The sequence below is a fragment of the Rhizobium sp. NLR22b genome (assembly GCF_019685295.1).
Classification (GTDB): Bacteria; Pseudomonadota; Alphaproteobacteria; order Rhizobiales; family Rhizobiaceae; genus Rhizobium.
The window spans coordinates 143702-165383 of record NZ_JABDWM010000004.1; the positions used below are offsets into that span (position 1 = coordinate 143702).

The 21682-nt window shown below is 61.5% G+C and carries 11 protein-coding genes; 6 read left to right on the plus strand and 5 right to left on the minus strand.

What is annotated here, in order from left to right; translation table 11 throughout:
- The first annotated feature begins 101 nt into the window (after positions 1-101).
- A complete protein-coding gene (locus HJC00_RS08775; RefSeq protein ID WP_221163862.1) occupies positions 102-8621 on the plus strand; it encodes a GH36-type glycosyl hydrolase domain-containing protein in 8520 nt (2839 codons plus the stop codon).
- Between the two features lie 102 nt (positions 8622-8723).
- On the plus strand, positions 8724-9962 hold the full coding sequence (locus tag HJC00_RS08780; protein WP_221163863.1) for an OpgC family protein: 1239 nt from the start codon (positions 8724-8726) through the stop codon (positions 9960-9962).
- Between the two features lie 124 nt (positions 9963-10086).
- Here HJC00_RS08780 and HJC00_RS08785 read toward each other — a convergent pair whose 3' ends face one another.
- Both HJC00_RS08785 and HJC00_RS08790 read right to left on the minus strand, forming a co-directional pair.
- Positions 10087-10440, minus strand: a complete 354-nt coding sequence (locus HJC00_RS08785; protein ID WP_210632680.1) for a VOC family protein — start codon at positions 10438-10440, stop codon at positions 10087-10089.
- A gap of 264 nt (positions 10441-10704) precedes the next feature.
- Positions 10705-12468: a glucan ABC transporter ATP-binding protein/ permease gene (locus HJC00_RS08790; RefSeq protein ID WP_210632681.1), complete on the minus strand. Its 1764-nt coding sequence runs from the start codon at positions 12466-12468 to the stop codon at positions 10705-10707.
- A gap of 385 nt (positions 12469-12853) precedes the next feature.
- On the opposite strand from HJC00_RS08790, the gene HJC00_RS08795 reads away from it, so the two are divergent.
- The 3 genes from HJC00_RS08795 (at position 12854) to HJC00_RS08805 (ending at position 18007) form a co-directional block, all read left to right on the plus strand.
- Positions 12854-13609 carry a LuxR family transcriptional regulator gene (locus HJC00_RS08795; protein ID WP_210632682.1) on the plus strand — a complete coding sequence of 252 codons (756 nt, stop codon included), beginning with the start codon at positions 12854-12856 and terminating at the stop codon, positions 13607-13609.
- 172 nt (positions 13610-13781) lie between these two features.
- Positions 13782-17246: a pyruvate carboxylase gene (pyc, locus tag HJC00_RS08800; protein WP_221146177.1), complete on the plus strand. Its 3465-nt coding sequence runs from the start codon at positions 13782-13784 to the stop codon at positions 17244-17246.
- A gap of 188 nt (positions 17247-17434) precedes the next feature.
- On the plus strand, positions 17435-18007 hold the full coding sequence (locus tag HJC00_RS08805; RefSeq protein ID WP_210632684.1) for an NADPH-dependent FMN reductase: 573 nt from the start codon (positions 17435-17437) through the stop codon (positions 18005-18007).
- 154 nt (positions 18008-18161) lie between these two features.
- Here HJC00_RS08805 and HJC00_RS08810 read toward each other — a convergent pair whose 3' ends face one another.
- From HJC00_RS08810 to HJC00_RS08820, 3 genes are all read right to left on the minus strand, one after another.
- Complete coding sequence (locus HJC00_RS08810; protein WP_221146179.1) at positions 18162-18923, minus strand: amino acid ABC transporter ATP-binding protein; 762 nt, start codon at positions 18921-18923, stop codon at positions 18162-18164.
- Positions 18920-19600, minus strand: coding sequence for an amino acid ABC transporter permease (locus tag HJC00_RS08815; protein ID WP_221146182.1), 681 nt, complete (start codon positions 19598-19600; stop codon positions 18920-18922). The genes HJC00_RS08810 and HJC00_RS08815 overlap by 4 nt, the downstream gene beginning before the upstream one ends.
- Positions 19601-19808: 208 nt before the next feature.
- A complete protein-coding gene (locus HJC00_RS08820) occupies positions 19809-20582 on the minus strand; it encodes an amino acid ABC transporter substrate-binding protein (protein ID WP_221163864.1) in 774 nt (257 codons plus the stop codon).
- A gap of 321 nt (positions 20583-20903) precedes the next feature.
- Here HJC00_RS08820 and HJC00_RS08825 point away from each other — a divergent pair, with 321 nt between their 5' ends.
- Complete coding sequence (locus HJC00_RS08825) at positions 20904-21680, plus strand: DeoR/GlpR family DNA-binding transcription regulator (protein WP_210632688.1); 777 nt, start codon at positions 20904-20906, stop codon at positions 21678-21680.
- The last annotated feature ends 2 nt before the right edge of the window (positions 21681-21682 follow it).

Sequence of the window (21682 nt, forward strand, 5' to 3'; positions counted from 1 at the left end):
ATCTTCGAAGAATCGGGCCCCGTTCATGTAGCAGTCATGATAAGCAGTGCAAAAGGCTGAGCAAAACAGCCATAACTTTGTTTGGATCCAGAACCGAACCCATGTCTATTGCCAATCTTTCTCCGAGCCTTCCACGCGACTCCGATACGAAGCAGATCGATCACAATGATTCGATCCGCTCGACCTATCTCTCCATCGAGGACATCAAGGCGATGGGCGAAGCGGTCGCCGTCAACGGCGTCGACAAGCTGCCGGCTTTCGCCGCCTTTGATTTCTTCGCGCGCCACAAGGAAAACGAGAAGGAAATCCTGCGCGTCTACCGCACCACGGCAACCGACGTCGAGGCCGGAGAGACGATCACGCCGGCGGCGGAATGGCTGCTGGACAATCACTACATCGTCGAAGAGGCGATCCAGGAGGTACGGCGCGACTTTCCCCGCCGCTTCTACCGCGAACTGCCGACCATGCGTGTCGGCGGCGTCGACATTCCGCGCACGCTGGTGCTTGCCTGGCTCTACGTCGCCCATACCCACAGCACGATCTCGCAGGAAAGCCTGACGGCGCTGGTCGACGGCTTCCAGACCAGCGAGACGCTGAGGATCGGTGAACTCTGGGCCCTGCCCTCGCTGGTGCGCTATGTGCTGGTGGAAAACCTTCGACGCATTTCGAGCCGTGTCGAAGCGAGCCGCCGCCTGCGCCGCCGCGCCAACGAGGCGGCCGACGAATTGGTGCGCCTGACCGATCCGGTCAAGGCTGCCGCCTATCTGAAAACGCTGGAACCGCTTGCCGAAGACAATACCTTCTCGACGCAGTTCCTCTATCGCCTGCGTGACGGCTCGCAAACTTCGAGCCTGGCAATCACCTGGCTCGATGAACGCCTGGAAGAGCTCGGTCGCAATACCGAAGAGGCGACGACCGCCGAACACAGCCGTCTGTCTTCCGGCAACGTGACGATGGGCAACATCATCCGCAGCCTGCGCGAGATCGACGATACCGAATGGTCGGTCTGGGTCGAGCAGGTCAGCCATGTCGACAAGCTGCTCTGGGAGCATTCGGATTACGGCATCCTCGATTCCGGCTCGCGCAACAAATACCGCAAGCAGATCGAGAAACTGGCCAAGCGCTCGCCGCTGACCGAAATGCAAATCGCCCAGCTGGCGCTCGACATGACCGAGGCCGCCAAGGCCTCCGACGAGCCGCGGCCGCATGAGCCGAATGTCGGCGGCTTCCTGTCAGGGGCGCAACGGCCGAAGCTCGAGGCGCGGGCGAATTATCGCCCGACGATCACCCAGCACTTCGTGCGCGCCGTGCGCCGGTTCAACTGGCTGTCGATCGCGCTGCCCGTCATGCTGCTGACGATCATCGCCATGGCGATCGTCGGCAGGTTCATGGCAAGTGCCGGGATGGGCGCAATCGAGATCGCAATCCTGCTGATCATGTTCTCATTGCCGGCCTCGGAGGGCGCAACCGGTCTCTTTAATACCCTGCTGTCCTTCTTCGTGACGCCTGCCCGCCTCGTCGGCTACGAGTTCAAGGAAGGCATTCCGGAGGATGCGCGCACGCTGCTCGTCGTGCCCTGCCTGATCTCGAACCGCGACAGCGTCGACGATCAGGTGCGCAATCTCGAGGTTCATTATCTCGCCAATCCGCGTGGAGAGATCTATTTCGCGATGCTCAGCGATTGGCCCGACAGCGATGTCGAGGAGACGCCTGCCGATCTTGAGGTTCTCGATTACGCAAGACGCGAGATCGCCAATCTTTCCGCCCGCTATGCCTACGACGGCAAAACCCGTTTCTACCTGCTGCATCGCCGTCGCCTCTACAATCCCTCGGAAGGCGTATGGATGGGCTGGGAGCGCAAGCGCGGCAAGCTGCACGAGCTGAACATGCTGCTGCGCGGCGACCGGGACACGACCTATCTGCCCGGCGCCAACGCCGTGCCGGCCAATGTGCAATATGTCATGACGCTCGATGCCGACACGCGCCTGATGCGCGATGCCGTCACCAAGCTCGTCGGCAAGCTCTATCACCCGATCAACCGCCCGGTCATCAATCCGAAGACCGGCCGCGTCGAGAGTGGCTACGGCGTGCTGCAGCCGCGTGTCACGCCGTCGCTGACGACGGGCAAGGATGCCTCGGTCTTCCAGCGTGTCTTCTCGATCAATCGCGGTCTCGACCCCTATGTCTTCACCGTGTCGGACGTCTATCAGGATCTTGCCGGCGAAGGCACGTTCACCGGCAAGGGTCTCTATCATGTCGATGCTTTCGAAGCCTCGCTGAAGGGCCGGATCGAGGAGAACTCGGTGCTCAGCCACGACCTTCTCGAAGGCTCGATGGCGCGCTGTGCGCTCGTCACCGATCTTGAATTGGTCGAGGATTTCCCGATCCGCTACGAGGTGGAGACCTCGCGCCAGCATCGCTGGGCGCGCGGCGACTGGCAGCTCCTGCCCTATATGTTCAATCCGAAATACGGCGTTACGGCCCTCGGCCGCTGGAAGATGTTCGACAATCTGCGCCGTTCGCTGACGCCGATCGCCTGGTTCTTCGCCTCCGTTCTCGGCTGGTATTTCATGGGTCCGCTCGGCGCGCTCGTCTGGCAGATTCTCTTGATCTTCTGCCTGTTCGTGGCGCCGACGCTTTCGCTCATCAACGGCATCATCCCGCGCACCAGCGATATCGTCGCACGCGCCCATCTCTATACGGTCTGGTCGGATATCACCGCCGCCAATGCGCAGGTCGCATTGCGGATCGTCTTCATCGCCGATTCGGCGGCGATGATGGCGGATGCGATCGGCCGTTCGCTCTACCGGCTGCTCGTCAGCCGCAAGCTGATGCTGCAGTGGCGGACCGCCGCCAGCGTCCAGGCCGGCGGGCAGGGCACCCTCGCCTCTTATTACAAGCAGATGTGGCATGCGCCGGTACTGGCGCTGCTGGCGCTCGGATTTGCGGCGCTCCCCGGCGACAACGCCTTCCTCGTCGGGATCCCCTTCGCGCTCTTATGGATCCTTTCGCCTGTCGTCGCCTGGTATGTCAGCCAGTCGGCCGAGACCGAGGATCGGCTCGAGGTCGCCGATTCCGTGTCGAGCGAACTGCGCAAGATCGCCAGGCGCACCTGGCGTTATTTCGAGACCTTCACCACCCCCGAGCAGAATTATCTGCCGCCGGACAATATCCAGGAAACGCCGCACGTCATCGTCGCGGCGCGCACCTCGCCAACCAATATTGGCGTCTACCTGCTCTCCGTCGTTTCCGGCCGGCATTTCGGCTGGTTCTCTTTCGAGGAGACGCTCGAACGGCTGGAGCAGACGATCGCTACGATCGACAAAATGGAGAAATTCCGCGGCCATCTGTTCAACTGGTATCACACCGATACGCTGCAGACGCTCGGGCCGCGTTACGTCTCTGCCGTCGACAGCGGCAATCTCGCCGGCCATCTGATCGCCATTTCTTCGGCCTGCCGCAACTGGGCCGAGGCGCCATCGGCCCACATGCAGGGCAATCTCGACGGCGTCGGCGACACGGCCGGCATCCTCGGCGAAGTGCTGGCGGACCTGCCGGACGACCGCAAGACCGTGCGCCCGCTGCGCCGACGCCTGGAAGAACGCATCGTCGGCTTCCAGAATGCGCTTGCCGCCGTCAAGCGCGAGCACGAATTCGCCTCGATCCGCATCATCAACCTTGCCGTTCTCGCACGCGACATAGAGAAGCTCGCCGCCAATCTCGATCATGAGGTCAAGTCGAAGCAGAGCGAGGAAGTCACCCAATGGGCGGCATCGCTGGTGAAGGTCTGCGAGGCGCATATATCGGACAGCACCTTCGACCTTTCCAAAGTCGATGCGCTCAGGCCGCGCCTGGTGGCGCTACGCGACAAGGCCCGCGATCTCGCCTTTTCAATGGATTTCGGCTTCCTGTTCCGGCCGGAGCGACGCCTGCTGTCGATCGGCTATCGCGTCGAAAGCGGCGAGCTCGACCAGGCCTGCTATGACCTTCTCGCCTCGGAATGCCGCCTGACCAGCCTCTTCGGCATCGCCAAGGGCGATCTGCCGACGGAACACTGGTACCGTCTCGGCCGCCAGGTCGTGCCTGTGGGATCACGCGGCGCGCTGGTCTCCTGGTCCGGATCGATGTTCGAATATCTGATGCCGCCGCTCGTCATGCAGGAGCGTGGCGGGGGTATTCTCAACCAGACGAACAATCTGGTTGTCGTCGAGCAGATGAATTATGCCCGCAAGCTCGGTATCCCGTGGGGCATTTCGGAAGCGGCCTTCAATGCCCGCGACCATAACCTCAATTACCAGTACACGAATTTCGGCGTGCCGACGCTCGGCCTCAAGCGAGGCCTCGGCCACAATGCCGTCATCGCCCCCTATGCTTCGCTGCTGGCCAGCCAGTACGACCCGCCCGGCGCACTCGAAAACCTGCAGAGACTGCGCAAGGTCGGCGCGCTCGGCAAGTTCGGCTTCCACGACGCGGTCGATTTCACGCCGACGCGCGTGCCGGAAGGCAAGAAATGCGCGGTGGTCTACAATTATTATGCCCACCATCACGGCATGTCGATCGCGGCCGTCGCCAACGTCGCCTTCAACGGCCATCTGCGCGAACTCTTCCACTCCGATCCGGTGATCGAGGCGGCGGAGCTTCTGCTGCAGGAAAAGGCGCCGCGCGACATTCCCGTCATGAGCGGCAAGCATGAATCCGATACGCCGGCCAGCATCCAGGACGATCTCATGCGGCCGGAAATCCGGAAGATCAGCGATCCCCTTTCGCGCGACCGCGAACTCGTGTTTCTGTCGAACGGCCATTATTCCATGATGCTGACGGCGACGGGCGCCGGTTATTCCCGCTGGAATGGTCTTTCCGTTTCCCGCTGGAAGGCCGATCCCACCGAAGACCGCTGGGGCACCTTCATCTTCCTGCGCGACACCGCCACCAACGAATGGTGGTCGGCGACAGCGGAGCCGAAGGGTGTCGAGGGCGAAAAGATCAAGGTCGAATTCGCCGACGAGAAGGCACAGTTCACCAAGACGGTCGGCGATCTGACGAGCGAGGTGGAGTGCATCATCGCGACCGAGCACGATGCTGAAGCCCGTCGCGTCACCCTGCTCAACATGGGTGGGGAAGATCGTTTCATCGAAGTCACGTCCTATCTCGAACCGGTGATCACCTCTGATGATACCGACAACGCACATCCGGCATTCGCCCGCATGTTCGTCAAGACCGAGATCGGCAAGCGCGGCGACGTCATCCGCGCCGAACGCAACAAGCGTGATCCGAACGAGCCGAATATCAGCCTCGCACATCTGATCGTCGACAATGCCGGCGACACCCGTCACACCGAATTCGAAACCGACCGGCGCAAGTTCATCGGTCGCGGCCGCAGCCTCGCCGATGCGGCGGCCTTCGATCCGGGCGCCACACTTTCCGGCAGCGACGGTTTCACGCTCGATGCGGTGATGTCGCTGCGCCGCACCGTGCGGGTGCCGGCCGGCAAGAAGGTCAGCGTCTTCTTCTGGACGATCGCCGCGCCAAGCCGCGACGAGGTCGACAAGGCGGTCAATCGCTACCGTCATCCCGACGCCTTCAACCACGAGCTCGTCCAGGCCTGGACGCGCACGCAAGTGCAGATGCGCCATGTCGGCGTCACCTCGCAGCAGGCGGCCGCCTTCCAGCATCTCGGGCGCTACCTCGTCTATCCCGACATGCAGCTGCGCAAGGATGAGGCGACGGTCGAGGCCGGCCTGCAATCGCAATCGGCGCTCTGGCCGCTGGCGATCTCCGGCGACTTTCCGATCTTCACGCTGCGTGTCAACGACGACATGGATCTCGATATCGCCCGCGAGGCACTGCTGGCGCAGGAATATCTGCGCTCGCGCGGCGTCACCGCCGATCTCGTCATCATGAACGAACGCGCCTCTTCCTATGCGCAGGACATGCAACACGCGCTCGACGCCATGTGCGAGAACGTACGCCGCATGGGCCAGGCCGACGGCTTGCGCCAGCATATTTTCGCGGTTCGCAAGGACCTGATGGAGGAGAACACTTACAAGGCATTGATCGCGGCTTCCCGCGTCACCCTGCATGCGAAGAACGGCAAGGTGGTCGACCAGATCAACCGCGCCGTCGCCCTGTTTGCACCGTCGAAGGACGAACTGCAGGAGATGGAGCGCGCCGAGCGCAACAGGGCGCCGGTCAAGCGCATCGCACCGGTGCCGCCGCCCGTGATGCCGGCCGTTGCCATCGAGGAGGAAGGCGACCTCGACTTCTGGAACGGATTTGGCGGCTTTGCCCGCGATGGCCGCGAATATGTCGTTCGCTTGCCCGGAGGTCATGCGACGCCCCAGCCCTGGATCAACGTCATCTCCAACGACAGGTTCGGTTTCCACGTGTCGGCCGAAGGCGCAGGTTTCACCTGGAGCGTCAATTCGCGCGATTATCAGCTGACGTCCTGGTCGAACGATGCGGTGGTCAACCGATCGGGCGAGGCCTTCTATCTCGCCGATCTCGAAAGCGGCGCCGTCATGACTCCGTTCGCAGCGCTTTCGCGCCGGCCGGATATCCGCTTCGAAGCCCGCCACGGGCTCGGCTATTCGGTCTTCTCCACCGTTCAGCACGAGATCGCGCTCGAGCTGACACAGACGATCGACCGCGAGAAGCCGGTGAAACTGCAGCGCCTGCGCCTGCGCAACACCGGTTCGACCGGCCGTAAGCTGCGTCTCTATGGCTACGTCGAATGGGTTCTCGGCAGCAATCCCGGACGCACCGCACCCTTCATCCTGTCGAAGCATGACGAGGAGACGGGGGCGCTGTTTGCCACCAATCCCTACAGCATCGATTTTTCCAACCGAACCGCCTTCTTCGCGGCGAGCGAGACGCTTTCAAGCTTCTCGGCAAGCCGGCGCGAATTTATCGGCAAGGCTGGCACGATCCAGATGCCTCAGGCCGTCACCTCCGCAGCCCCGCTTTCGGGCGTCACCGAACTGGATGGCGATCCGGCTGCGGCTCTGGCGATCGATATCGAACTCGGGGCCGGCGAGGAGCGCGACGTCACCTTCTTCCTCGGCGATACGCCGACGGAAGAAGAAGCGCGCGCCCTGATCGCCGATATAAGCAAGTCTTCGTTCGACGATGCGGTCGAGGCAAACCGCGCCTTCTGGCGAGATTTCACCGGCAGGCTGCAGATCTCGACGCCGGATCGCGGGATGAACAATCTCGTCAACACCTGGCTGCCGTATCAGAGCCTCGGCTGCCGCATCATGGCCCGCACCGCCTTCTACCAGGCAAGCGGCGCCTTCGGTTTCCGCGACCAGTTGCAAGATACGCTGGCCTTCCTGATGCACGAACCCTCGATCGCCCGGCGTCAGATTCTGAATGCCGCCTCACGGCAGTTCCGCGAAGGTGATGTTCAGCATTGGTGGCTGCCGGGAACGGGTGCGGGCGTTCGCACCTTGATTTCGGACGACGTCGTCTGGCTGAGCTACGCGATCCACCATTATTGCACCGTCACCGGCGACAAGACCGTGCTCGACGAGGAGCTTGCCTTTCTGGAAGGACCCGCTCTTCTCGAAGGTCAGCACGACTCCTTCTACAAGCCGGAAATTTCCGAGGACAAGGCGAGCGTCTACGAACATGCGGCCCTGGCGCTCGATCTCGCCATCGCCCGCAAGGGCGCGAACGGTCTGCCGCTGTTCCTCGGCGGCGACTGGAACGACGGCATGAATCGCGTCGGCATCGGCGGGCGCGGCACCAGCGTCTGGCTCGGCTGGTTCCTGGCCGGTGCACTGCGCGCCTTCATTCCCTATGCCGAGGAGCGCGGCGATACGGCCCGGGTGGAGCGCTGGTCGGCCCATCTCGCCGAATTGAAGAAGGCGCTCGAAACTGCGGCCTGGGACGGCAGCTACTATCGCCGCGGCACATTCGACGACGGTGCGCTGCTCGGCTCCAAGGAGAGCCCGGAATGCCGGATCGACTCGATCGCCCAATCCTGGAGCGTTCTGTCCGGCGAAGGCGACCTGGCCCGTGCCGGAAAGGCGATGGATGCCGTGCTCGACCAACTGGTCGATGAGGAGGCGCGCATCATCCGGCTGTTCACGCCGCCTTTCGTCAATTCCGCCAGGGATCCCGGTTACATCAAGGCCTATCCGCCGGGCGTGCGCGAAAACGGCGGGCAATATACCCATGCCGCGACCTGGGTGGTGATGGCGCTCGCGGAGCTGAAGCGGGGCGACGACGCGCTGCGCTGCTTCCAGATCCTCAATCCGATCACGCATGCGCTCGACAAGGCTTCGGCCGAACAATACCGGGTCGAACCCTATGTCGTGGCAGCCGACGTCTATGGGCATGAGCCTTATACGTCGCGCGGCGGCTGGACCTGGTATACCGGATCGGCCGGCTGGCTCTACCGCGCCGCCGTCGAGGGCATTCTCGGTATCCGGTTGAAGGACGGCCGGCTCCATGTGCGTCCGTCGCTCCCGTCGGAATGGGACGGTTTTGCGGCGGAGGTGGAGCGGGGCGGCGTCAAATACCGCATTTCGGTCTCAAAAGTGTCCAATGCCAGCGGCTACACTCTGTCGATCAACGGCAGCGAAGTCACCGATCCCGAAGAGGGATATCCGCTCGGATAACAGCGTTCTCCACGCTGAGGAACACGGCGATTCGCGGCGGCCAAAAGGGAACCCTTTTGGCCGCCGTCGCGTTTGCAAAATCGGATAACAGGAGAAACCCATATGGCAAGCACGCCGACCGAAGCCATCGGCACCGAGCGCAGTTCCTCATCCGCAGCTGCGACGACGCGCGATACAAGGCTTGACGTGCTGCGTGGCCTGGCCCTGATCATGATTTTCATCAATCATGTTCCCGGACAGATCTTCGAATATGTGACGACGAAGAATTTCGGTTTCTCCGATGCCGCCGAGGCCTTCGTCCTGATCTCCGGCATCGCCGTCGGCCTCGCCTATGGTTCCCGCTTCAAGCCGGGCGACCGCATCAAGACGGCGATCAAGGCGGCGCGGCGCGCCTTCACGCTCTACCTCGCGCATATGATCACCACCTTCATGACGCTGGCGCTCTTCATCTGTGGTGCCTGGCTGTTCCACCGGCCGGGGCTGCTGGTCGAGATCAACATCCTGGCGGTTCTGATGAACCTGAAGGAAGGCATCCCGGCGCTTCTGCTGCTCGGTCACCAAATCGGCTACAACAATATCCTGCCGATGTATGGCGCATTGTTGCTGATGGTGCCGATCATCCTGCTCCTCAACGAGCGAAGCCCGCTTCTGGCGCTCGCCGTTTCCGGCACGGTCTGGCTGCTGGCCGGCATTTACGAGGTGGCGCCGCATAATTTGCTGATAGAGGGCTACTGGTTCCTCAATCCGCTCTCCTGGCAGTTCCTGTTTTCGATTGGAATTGTTTCGATCCTGCATATCAAGCGCGGCGGCACGATCCCGCGGCATCCGCTGCTGCTTGCGGCTGCCGCCGGCTATGTCCTGCTGTCCTTCATCTGGGTAACCGGCCATCTGTGGATTTTCGGCAATTCGCTGGCGGCGCTCGGCCTGCCCACCGTCGTCACCGGTTTCGACAAGACCTTCCTGTCGCTGCCGCGGCTGCTGCATGTGCTGGCGCTGACCTATCTCATCATCAGCATCCCGGCGTTCTCGCGCATCCTGCGGCGCCCAGCCGAACACCCGCTGACGATCCTCGGCCGGCATTCGCTGAACATCTTCGTCGCCGGCACGATCCTCGCCATGATCGGCCAGGTCGTGCTCTATATCACCAACAAGGATCCGCTGGTCGGCCCGCTCTTCGTGATCGTGGGCATCGCGACGCAATTCGCCTATGCCCACTACCTCGAGCACAAGCGCCAGCTGGGCAAGATCAAGGACAAGCTCGTGACGGAGATTGCCGCGGTCCCTGTGCCTGTGCGAGTTGGCGGAGCGGCGAATACCTATCACCGGACCAATCGGAAATAGGAATCCCCATCTGATTGAAGAGCGGCGGGCTTAGCGGGGGCCCAAAATCGGCATCGAAAAGCACCACGGCATTGCAGCGCCTTTCGCGCGTTGAAAAGACGCGCGGCGCTGTAATGCCGCCGGCTCAACTTTTGTGAACTAGAATATTCACCAGCCGGTCGAAAGGATCGCGCACGTAGAAGCGCCTGACGCCCCAGGGCTCGTCGGCCGGACCGTATTCGATCGGAACGCCGGCGGCAGACATCGCCTCGAAAGCAGCATCGAGATCATCCACCTCGATGGAGAGATCGGGCACCGGAGTCCCGGAGCCGCCTTGGCTGGCGACACTGAGCTGAACTTTCATGGAAGTATTCGCGCCGAACGTGACGATCCAGCCGAGATCCATCATCAGATCAAGGCCGAGAATATCCTGATAGAAGCGTTTGGCGGCCATGATGTCGGGCGCCTGGATATTGGCGACGATGCGCAGGACTTTCATGCCGCTCTCCTGAGTATCGGCTAGCGACAACAGCTTAGAGGGGATCGGCGATGCGATCAATCAGCCCGGCCGCCAGACATGTCGTGCCTTGTGACGACCTCCTCTGCACGGCCGAGACCTCCGTCTCGATCTCGCTTGGCAGGGAGATGGCCGCCGGGACAAAGGGGGCCACGCGGGTGTCTGCTATCCCAGAAAGCTACCCAAGAAAAACAAAAGGCCGGAAGAGCGTCTGCCCTTCCGGCCTTATCCTTTAACTCGAAGCGCTCAGGCGGCTTCTGTGGTGTGCGCCTTGCGGACTTCTTCGTCCGTCAGGATGCCGCTGGCGCGCAGCAGGGCGGCGAAGCGGCCGTTGCTGTGGCTGAGCTCGTCGAAGCTGCCCTGTTCGGCGACGCGGCCATCGTCAAGGAAGAGCACCATATCCGCTTCGCGGACCGTCGAGAGGCGGTGGGCGATGATGAAGGTGGTGCGGTTCTGCCGCAGATTGTCGATCGCGGCCTTGACGCGGGCTTCGGTCTCGACGTCGAGCGCCGAGGTCGCCTCATCGAGCACCAGGATCGGCGCATCCTTGAGGATGGCGCGGGCAATCGCGATGCGCTGACGTTCACCACCGGAAAGCTTGTTGCCACGCTCGCCGACATGGGTGTCGTAACGATCCTCACGGGTCTCGATGAAATCGGCGGCGGCGGCGGCTTCGGCCGCACGGCGCATGTCCTCCTCGCTCGCACCTTCGCGGCCGAGGCGGATATTGTCGCTGATCGAACGATTCAGCAGGCCCGCATCCTGGAAGACGGTAGCGATATGGCGACGCAGTGACTTCCGGGTCACCTTGGTGATATCGGTGCCGTCGACGAGAATCTGGCCGCCCTGCGGGTCGTAGACGCGCTGCAGCAGGTTGACCAGCGTCGTCTTGCCGGCGCCGGTCGGGCCGACGATGGCGACCGTCTGGCCTGCCTTTACCGAGAAGGAGACGTTGTGCAGGCCCTGCGAGCTGTTGCCGAAGCCGAAGGAGACGTCGCGGAATTCGACCGCACCCTTGACGTTCTTGATCTCGCTATTGCCGGCCGGCTCTTCACGGTCGCGCACCGAGTCTTCGAGCGTGTAGAAGTCCTCGAGCTTGGAGCGGGCCTCGAAGATCTGCGTCGCGAATTGGCGCATCAGGTCGAGACGGGCGATCAGCAGGTTGGCAAAGCCGATGAAGGCAATGACATCACCGATGCGCAACTCGCCGGACTGGACGAGCATCGTGCCGATGATCAGAACCACCATCATCGCGATGGTCGAAGCCATGCGGTTCAGCGCGCTGGCGAGCGCCCACCAGTCGAGCACCGGATACTGCGCTTCGAGCAGCCGGTCGGCGAAGGATTTCAACGCCTTGGTTTCCGCTTCGATACGGTTGTAGCTATGCAGAACGGAGACGTTGCTGATCGAATCGCTGACATGCGAGAAGACGGTATGGTAGTGGTTTTCGACCGAAGCCTGGCCATCCTTGGTGCGGCTCATGACCACGCGGCCGATCAGCCAATAGGCGATGCCAAGCACGATCAGCACGGCGGAAAGGCGCAAATCCATCGACATTGCCGTCGGCACCAGCAGGGACAGCGCAATGACCGTCGATAGGTGGTTGCGCATGAATTCCAGCCAGAGGCCAAACAGCGTCTCGCAGGCACGCAGCAGTGTATGCAGCGCGTTGGAGGTGCCGCGCTGATGGTGCCAGGCAAGCGGCATGGAAATAATGCGGCCGAAGGCTTCCGTCAGCAGCGTCGCCCGCCGGCCATGGGCAAGCCGGTCGGCCTCGCGGGAGACTAGAACGAAGGCGACGGTATTGAACACGGCGAAACCAGCCCACATGAAGAGGATGGGTTTGACTTCGCCCTTCCCCGATATCGCATCGATGATGCGACCGAACAGGATCGGTTCCGCAATGGTGATGGTCGCCAGAACAATGTTGGCAATAACGACCAGGGATACGCGGAGCTTGTAGGCGCCAAGATAGCGCAGAGCTCTTGCATAGACCTTGAATAGCGACACGTCTAACCTCTTGTGCATCTGCGAAAACGGGAATGATGGGATGCTACAAAAGGCTACCTGAACCGGCGATTAACGGAGTATTCGGGATTCAGCCCGCCGGGTGGTTAACTTGATCACACGATCGAAGCTGCGACGAATTTGAAGCTGCCTCAATAGGACAGAACAGAGGGGTATTCCGGGCTCCTCAGATTTTTCGGCAGCGGGGTCTGGCGCCGGAATTCCACCATGATTATATCTCCCGACAATTTGCGCTTGCATTTTAATCAATGTTTAGCGCAGCATTAAATTAGAGACTGCATTTTTTTGAAGAAGACCGTTACGCGACCAATCTGAACAGCCGCCAACGGCCTCGATGCGGTTCAGGTCCGGGCAAAGGGCGCTATTTGTGAATATTAATTCTTTAATTCAATTGCTTGTCATTCTGGAAGAGTGCCCAAATCAGGACGCCGTCGTCACCGAACTCGAGCAGGTCCTCCACGGTTGCGGTTTCGAGTATTACGGTCTGCTGCGACATTTGCAGCAAAACCCGGCGCAGCGGAATATCGAACTGCGCGCCGCGCCGCTTGCCGGCCGCTGGCCGGAACAATGGCTACAGATATATGCCGCAAAAAAATATGTCCGGATCGATCCGATGGTGCGTTATCTCGTGCATGCGCAACGGCCTTTCCGCTGGCGGGAGAGCGTGGCCGCCTTCGACGGTGATGCGCATCAGCGCCGCATGGAGCAGATGATGGTCGATGCCTTCGGTCACGGATTGGAGGACGGCTATCTCTTTCCGATTCATGGGCGCAACGGCATTCTCGGCAGCCTCAGCCTCGGCGGCAAGCCGATCGACTTGTCGCCGGTGGAAATCGCGCTGCTCGAGGCCGTGGCGCGCAAGAGCTTCTGGCGATTGCTCGACCTCTCAGGCGAGGCCGCGGCGCTGGAAACGGTGCTGCCGACCGAGACGCCGCTGACGCGCCGCGAGATGGAAATCCTCCACTATCTTGCCGAAGGCATGACCTCGATGGAGATCAGCAAAATGCTGAAGATCTCAAACCATACGGTCGACTGGTACATGAACGGTCTGCAGGATAAGCTGAAGGCAAAGAACAGGCAGCAGGCAGTGGCGCTCGCCTTCCGTCACGGTCTGATAAGCTAGGCTTTTTCCATCCATCTCGCTGAAATCGCCGCCTACTGCGGGCCGACAGCTCTGGCATGGCGAGAAAGTGCGTTTCGCAGTCGCAAGAGAAATTGAACTTCCCGTGACAAGAAGTTAAGAATTTTCTTCGCGGGTGCAGCATGCCCGTGTCTGAACGACGGAGGAGACCGTTTTGCCCATATCCAAGATACTCGTTGCCAACCGCTCCGAAATAGCCATTCGCGTGTTCCGCGCGGCCAACGAGCTTGGAATAAAAACGGTGGCGATCTGGGCGGAGGAGGACAAGCTGGCACTGCACCGCTTCAAGGCGGACGAGAGCTATCAGGTCGGCCGCGGTCCGCATCTGGCCCGCGATCTCGGACCGATCGAAAGTTATCTGTCGATCGACGAGGTGATCCGCGTCGCCAAGCTTTCGGGCGCCGATGCTATCCATCCGGGCTACGGCCTCTTGTCGGAAAGCCCGGAATTCGTCGATGCCTGCAACAAGGCCGGCATCATCTTCATCGGACCGAAGGCCGATACGATGCGCCAGCTCGGCAACAAGGTCGCAGCGCGCAACCTGGCGATCTCCGTCGGCGTGCCGGTCGTGCCGGCGACCGCACCGCTGCCGGACGATATGAAGGAAGTCGCCAGGATGGCGGCCGAGATCGGTTATCCCGTCATGCTGAAGGCCTCCTGGGGCGGCGGCGGTCGCGGCATGCGCGTCATCCGTTCCGAGGCCGATCTTGCCAAGGAAGTGACGGAAGCCAAGCGCGAAGCGATGGCCGCCTTCGGCAAGGATGAGGTCTATCTGGAAAAGCTCGTCGAGCGCGCCCGCCACGTCGAAAGCCAGATCCTCGGCGACACCCACGGCAATGTCGTGCATCTCTTCGAGCGCGACTGTTCCGTTCAGCGCCGCAATCAGAAGGTCGTCGAGCGCGCGCCCGCACCCTATCTCACCGAAGCGCAGCGCCAGGAACTCGCCGCCTATTCGCTGAAGATCGCAGAGGCGACGAACTATATCGGCGCCGGCACCGTCGAATATCTGATGGACGCCGATACCGGCAAATTCTACTTCATCGAAGTCAATCCGCGCATCCAGGTCGAGCATACAGTGACCGAAGTCGTCACCGGCATCGATATCGTCAAGGCGCAGATCCACATCCTCGACGGCTTTGCGATCGGCACGCCGCAATCCGGCGTGCCGAAGCAGGAAGACATCCGTCTCAACGGTCACGCCCTGCAGTGCCGCGTGACGACGGAAGATCCGGAACATAACTTCATTCCGGATTACGGCCGCATCACCGCCTATCGCTCGGCCTCCGGCTTCGGCATTCGCCTCGACGGCGGCACCTCCTATTCCGGCGCCATCATCACCCGCTATTACGATCCGCTGCTCGTCAAGGTCACGGCCTGGGCGCCGAACCCGCTGGAAGCCATTTCCCGCATGGATCGGGCGCTGCGCGAATTCCGCATCCGAGGCGTGGCCACCAACCTGACCTTCCTCGAAGCGATCATCGGCCACCCGAAATTCCGCGACAACAGCTACACCACCCGCTTCATCGACACGACGCCGGAGCTCTTCCAGCAGGTCAAGCGCCAGGACCGCGCAACGAAACTCCTGACCTATCTCGCCGACGTGACCGTCAACGGCCATCCCGAGGCCAAGGACAGGCCGAAGCCGCTGGAAAATGCCGCCCGGCCGGTGGTGCCCTATGCCAATGGCAACGGCGTGAAGGACGGCACGAAGCAGCTTCTCGACACGCTTGGTCCGAAGAAATTCGGCGAGTGGATGCGCAACGAGAAGCGGGTGCTTCTGACCGACACGACGATGCGCGACGGCCACCAGTCGCTGCTTGCCACGCGCATGCGCACCTATGACATCGCCCGCATCGCCGGCACTTATGCACATGCGCTGCCGAACCTGCTCTCGCTCGAATGCTGGGGCGGCGCCACCTTCGACGTCTCGATGCGATTCCTCACGGAAGATCCGTGGGAGCGCCTGGCGCTGATCCGCGAAGGCGCCCCCAACCTGCTCCTGCAGATGCTGCTGCGCGGCGCCAATGGTGTCGGCTACACCAACTATCCCGACAATGTCGTCAAATACTTCGTCCGCCAGGCTGCCAAGGGCGGCATCGATCTCTTCCGCGTCTTCGACTGCCTGAATTGGGTCGAGAATATGCGGGTATCGATGGATGCGGTTGCCGAAGAGAACAAGCTCTGCGAGGCGGCGATCTGCTATACCGGCGACATCCTGAACTCGGCGCGGCCGAAGTACGACTTGAAGTACTATACCGATCTTGCCGTCGAGCTCGAAAAGGCCGGGGCTCACATCATCGCGCTCAAGGACATGGCGGGCCTGTTGAAGCCTGCGGCGGCGAAGGTTCTGTTCAAGGCGCTGCGCGAGGCGACCGGTCTGCCGATCCACTTCCACACGCATGACACTTCGGGCATTGCGGCGGCGACCGTCCTTGCCGCGGTCGAAGCCGGGGTCGATGCCGTCGATGCGGCAATGGATGCGCTCTCCGGCAATACCTCGCAGCCCTGTCTCGGCTCGATCGTCGAGGCGCTCTCCGGCTCCGAGCGCGATCCCGGCCTCGATCCGGAATGGATCCGCCGCATCTCCTTCTATTGGGAAGCGGTGCGCAACCAGTATGCCGCCTTCGAAAGCGATCTCAAGGGGCCGGCATCGGAGGTCTATCTCCATGAAATGCCGGGTGGCCAGTTCACCAACCTCAAGGAGCAGGCCCGCTCGCTGGGGCTGGAAACCCGCTGGCATCAGGTGGCGCAGGCCTATGCCGACGCCAACCAGATGTTCGGCGACATCGTCAAGGTGACGCCGTCCTCCAAGGTCGTTGGCGACATGGCGCTGATGATGGTCTCCCAGGACCTGACCGTCGCCGATGTCGTCAGCCCCGACCGCGAAGTCTCGTTCCCCGAATCGGTGGTGTCGATGCTGAAGGGTGATCTCGGCCAGCCGCCGTCGGGATGGCCGGAAGCGCTGCAGAAGAAGGCATTGAAGGGCGAAAAACCCTATACGGTGCGGCCGGGCTCACTGCTCAAGGAAGCCGATCTCGATGCGGAACGCAAGGTCATCGAAAAGAAGCTGGAGCGCGAGGTCAGCGACTTCGAATTCGCTTCCTATCTGATGTATCCGAAGGTCTTCACCGATTTTGCGCTTGCCTCGGATACCTACGGTCCGGTCTCCGTGCTGCCGACGCCAGCCTATTTCTACGGGTTGGCGGACGGCGAGGAGCTGTTCGCCGACATCGAGAAGGGCAAGACGCTCGTCATCGTCAACCAGGCGATGAGCGCAACCGACAGCCAGGGCATGGTCACCGTCTTCTTCGAGCTCAACGGCCAGCCGCGCCGCATCAAGGTGCCCGACCGGGCCCATGGGGCGACCGGGGCGGCCGTGCGCCGCAAGGCCGAGATCGGCAACGCCGCCCATGTCGGCGCACCGATGCCTGGCGTCATCAGCCGCGTCTTCGCCTCGCCGGGCCAGGCCGTCAGTGCCGGTGACGTGCTCGTCTCCATCGAGGCGATGAAGATGGAAACCGCGATCCACGCGGAAAAGGACGGCACCATTGCCGAAGTGCTGGTCAAGGCCGGCGACCAGATCGATGCGAAGGATCTGCTGGTGGTTTACGGCGGATGAGCGACCGACACGAAAGTTTCGTCCGCCCATCCCTGCCAGGCCGGGCTGATCACCCGATTGTGTAGAGCTAGTCTGTTAAAAGGTCGATCTTTTTGAAAGGCTAGCGGCCTCCTCGCCTTGCCCGGCGGGGAGGCTTTTTCGTAGACTTACGTGCCTGCCCCTCCCAAAATCAATCAGGAAACAATTTCATGAGCAAATTGAAGATCGCCGTCATCGTCGGCAGCACTCGTATTGGCCGTTTCGCCGAACATCCGGCAAAATGGATCGCCGAGCTCGTCGGCCAACGCTCCGATCTCGAAGTCGAGGTTCTCGATCTTCTCGACTATCCCATGCATTTCTTTGGCGAAGAGCGCGCCACCACGGTGGAAAGCGACACCGCCGAGCGCTGGAAGAAGAAGCTGCGCGAATTCGACGGCTACATATTCACCGTCGCCGAGTACAATCATGCACCGACGGCGGTTCTGAAGAACGCTATCGATCTCGGCGAGTTCCTCCAGAAGCCGGTCGCCTTCGTCGGCTACGGCGGCGTCGGCGGTGCGCGGGCCGTCGAGCATCTGAGGCTGATCTTCGTGGAAATGGGCGCTGCCTCGGTGAAAACGGGCGTGCACATCGCTTTCAGCGAATATTTGAGCGTGCTCAAGGAAGGCAAGAGCCTTGGCGATTACCCGCACCTCAACGAGGCGGCGAAGAACCAGCTCGATCAGCTCATCTGGTGGGGCAATGCGTTGAAGGCGGCGCGTTCGGTCGTCACCTCAGCCTGAGGCAGGTGGCTTAAAATCAAAGCGTCTCACGTGAATCACGATTCACGTGAGACAAGAGCAATTCCAGCAAAAGTGTGCAGCGGTTTTGCATTCGGAATTGCGTGAAAACATAGAGATAGAGCAATTCCTTGATTCGAAGAGAAACGGAATTGCACTAGATGTCATATGTGTGGGCAGCGTTGATCGTCGATATGAAGCGCTTGGTGCGTTCGCGCTTGGGCGCGCTGAAAATGGCTTTCGCGCTGCCCGTTTCCACCACGCTCCCGGCCTCCAGGAAGACGACGTCATTCGCGATTTTCGAGGCGAGCCGGAGATCGTGGGTGGCCATGACCATCGTCGTGCCTTCGCGGGCAAGCTGGCCCAGCACGTCGACCACTTCCGCCGAGAGTTCCGGATCGAGCGCCGAGGTCGGCTCGTCGCAGAGAAGCACCCGTGGCGACGGCGCAAGGGCCCGGGCGATTGCCACGCGTTGCTGCTGGCCACCCGATAAGGTCGAAGGCCAGGCATCGGTCTTGTGCGCCATGCCGACCTTGGTCAGCAGTTCCATGGCGTGTTCGCGCGCTTTCTCCTTCGGCCACTTCAGCACCGTGACCAGACCTTCCATAACGTTTTCAATCGCGGTCTGATGCGGAAAGAGCTGGAAATTCTGGAAGACCATGCCGGTCTGACGGCGGATTTTCTGGATCGCCTGCCGGCCCAAGCGTTTGCCGGGCGCGAAGGAAAGCTCTTCCTCGCCGAGGCGGATCGCGCCTGATGTCGGGATCTCGAGCAGGTTGATGCAGCGCAGTAGCGTGCTCTTGCCACCGCCGGACGGCCCGACGAGCGCGGTGACGCTGCCCTCGGGAATGCGGAGGCTGATATCCTTCAGAATGACGGCATCGCCGAAGCGCTTCTCGATGTTGGAAAGCTCGATCATGCGTTTGCCTCCAGCATGCCGCCATAACGTGCGAAACGACGTTCCAGCCGCACCTGCAGCTGCGAGAGGACGGAGCTCAGGGCGAGATAGATCAGCGCCGCCTCGATATAGAGGATCAGCGGCTCGTAGGTGGTGGCGACGATGCGTTGTGCCGCCTGGAAGAGCTCCGGCACGGTGATGGCGGCGGCAAGCGAGGTATCCTTGACCAGCGAGATGAAGGTGTTCGACAGAGGCGGCACGGCGACGCGGCCGGCCTGTGGCAGGATCGTCCGGCTCATCGCCTGGCGCCAGCTCATGCCGATCGAATAGGCCGCTTCCCACTGGCCCTTCGGCACGGAGGAGATGACCGCGCGGATGATCTCTGAGCTGTAGGCGCCGATATTCAGGGTGAAGCCGATCAGCGCGGCAGGAAAGGCGTCGAGCAGGATGCCGATGCTCGGCAGCCCATAAAAGATCACGAAGAGCTGGACGAGCAGCGGCGTGCCGCGAATGACCCAAACATAGAAACGGGCAAGCGCCGCGACGGGCGTCGGGCCGAAAAGGCGGGCGATCGCCGTGATCAGGCCGAGGATCAGACCAAAGACGAAGGAGAGCAGCGTCAGCGGAATGGTGAAGATCAATCCCGCCCAGAGGAGCGAGGGAAGCGATTCCGCCATCAGTTGGAGCCAGTGCGGCAAGGGATATTCCCTCTCGTCGGTTGACCAGTGATACTTCGAAATACCCCTCCCCAACCCCTTCCCACAAGGGGCAGGGACTTAATCTGCCTCCCGCGCCGCATGAAATGATCACCGAGCTGCAAGTCGGGACCTCTATTTTGAGGTGAGGCGGTTCCCGGCCAAAGCCCCTCCCCCTTGTGGGGAGGGAGGGGAGTTTTTTAGACGAAGCTTACTTCGAGACGTCCTGGCCGAAATATTTGTCGGCGATCTTCTTGTAAGTGCCGTCGGCCTTGATATCGGCGAGCGCCTTATTAATCGCTTCCAGCAGTTCCGGCTCGTTCTTGCGGATGATGACGCCGGAGTAATCGGCATTTTCCTGCTGGGCGGCGATCTTTACCGGCGCGTCCGGCTTGTGCTTCTTGAAGTCGAGGAAGGAGAGGCTGTCGTTGATCGTCGCATCGGCGCGTTTGGTCAGCACAAGCTGGATCGACTGGTCGAAACCGTCCGTGCCCACGAGCTCGGCCCCGGATTCGGTGGCGATCTTGCCGAAGTTGCTGGTCAGCGACTGGGCTGATTTCTTGCCCTTCAGGTCGGCGAAGGCCTTGATGCTGTCATCGCCGTCGCGGACGATCAGCACGGCCTTGGAAGCGATATAGGGCTCGGAGAAATCGTATTTCTGCTTGCGGGCTTCGGTGATGCCGACCTGATTGATGACAGTGTCGTAACGCTTTGCGTCGAGGCCGGCGATCAGGCCGTCCCACTTGCCTTCGACGAACTCGGCCTTGACACCGAGCTTGGCGGCGATGGCTTCGCCGATCTCGACGTCGAAGCCGACCAGCTTGCCGCTTTCGTCATGATAGGTGAAGGGCGCATAGGTGCCCTCGGTGCCGATCTTGAAGACGCCGGCCGATTTGATGGCGGCGAGGTTTTCGCCGGCATGGGCGGGCAGGAGGGCCGCGACGTGAATAAGGGTAGCGGCGGCGACGGTTTTCAACCAGTTCATTGTTCTGTCCATCCTTGGGAGGTTGCGATCGGATGAGCGATACTTTGCAGAAAACTAGGGCGCCGGAAGCGTAGAAAACTGCGAATAAAAGCAGCAACTGCAAATATTTTTCTCAAGAGTCGCCCTCCACGCACGAATTCCATGAAAGTGGCGTCGCCGCGGTCACGCTCCAACCTTTCTCTCAGCGACCAATCGAAGACGCGCTTTGATGATTCAATTTTGTTTCACTGCGTCAGGAAACGTGTAACCGCGCATATTGCCTGCACGATCATAAGCGTTTATGCACGTTTATGTCAGTTCAGCGATTGATCCGGTAGGAACATGCAGGATTTTTTATTGCGAGAGCGCCAAGGCGTCATTTCCGAGCGGCTGCGGCTGAATGGCCGCGTGCTGGCGGCGGAACTTGCGCTCGAATTCGGCGTCTCCGAGGATACGGTGCGGCGCGACCTGCGTGAGATGGCGGCGGCGGGCCTCTGCGAGCGGGTCTATGGCGGCGCCTTGCCCGTGTCGCCGGCGCATGGAAGCCTGACGCAGCGCACGGGATTTGCTGCCGACCGCAAGCAGGCCTTGGCGCGGGCTGCGGCAATGCAGATCGCTGCCGGTTCCTGCGTGTTTTTCGATGCCGGGAGCACCAATCTGGCGATTGCCAATGCTCTACCTGCCGAACTCGAACTGACGGCTGCGACGAATGCGCCGGTGATCGCCGCGGCGCTCATCGACAAGCCTGCGGTCAACGTCATCGTGATCGGCGGCATGGTGGACCGGCAGACGGGTGGAGCGCTCGGCGCCAAGGCCTTGCGGGATATGGAGCAGATTTCGCCCGATCTCTGCATTCTCGGCGCCTGCGGCATCGATCTCGAGGCCGGCATCACGACCTTCGGTTTCGAGGATGCGGAGTTCAAGCGGTTTGCGGCATCGAGAAGCAAAAAGGTGATGGCGGCAGTAACCTCGGAGAAATTCGGCACGGCTGCGCCCCACAGCATCCTTCCGGTTGCGCATTGCGAATGCCTGGTCGTCGAGCACGATGCCGATCCCGGCGTTCTTGCGGGTTATCGCGAGCGCGGCTGCCGGACCGTTATCGCCGAAAAAACGAACTGAGC

Excerpts from the sequence above, each read along its gene's own strand:
- HJC00_RS08775 (WP_221163862.1), top strand. The coding sequence starts at position 102 with ATGTCTATTGCCAATCTTTCTCCGAGCCTTCCACGCGACTCCGATACG.
- HJC00_RS08780 (WP_221163863.1), top strand. The coding sequence starts at position 8,724 with ATGGCAAGCACGCCGACCGAAGCCATCGGCACCGAGCGCAGTTCCTCA.
- HJC00_RS08785 (WP_210632680.1), bottom strand. The coding sequence starts at position 10,440 with ATGAAAGTCCTGCGCATCGTCGCCAATATCCAGGCGCCCGACATCATG.
- HJC00_RS08805 (WP_210632684.1), top strand. The coding sequence starts at position 17,435 with ATGAGCAAATTGAAGATCGCCGTCATCGTCGGCAGCACTCGTATTGGC.
- HJC00_RS08810 (WP_221146179.1), bottom strand. The coding sequence starts at position 18,923 with ATGATCGAGCTTTCCAACATCGAGAAGCGCTTCGGCGATGCCGTCATT.
- HJC00_RS08820 (WP_221163864.1), bottom strand. The coding sequence starts at position 20,582 with ATGAACTGGTTGAAAACCGTCGCCGCCGCTACCCTTATTCACGTCGCG.
- HJC00_RS08825 (WP_210632688.1), top strand. The coding sequence starts at position 20,904 with ATGCAGGATTTTTTATTGCGAGAGCGCCAAGGCGTCATTTCCGAGCGG.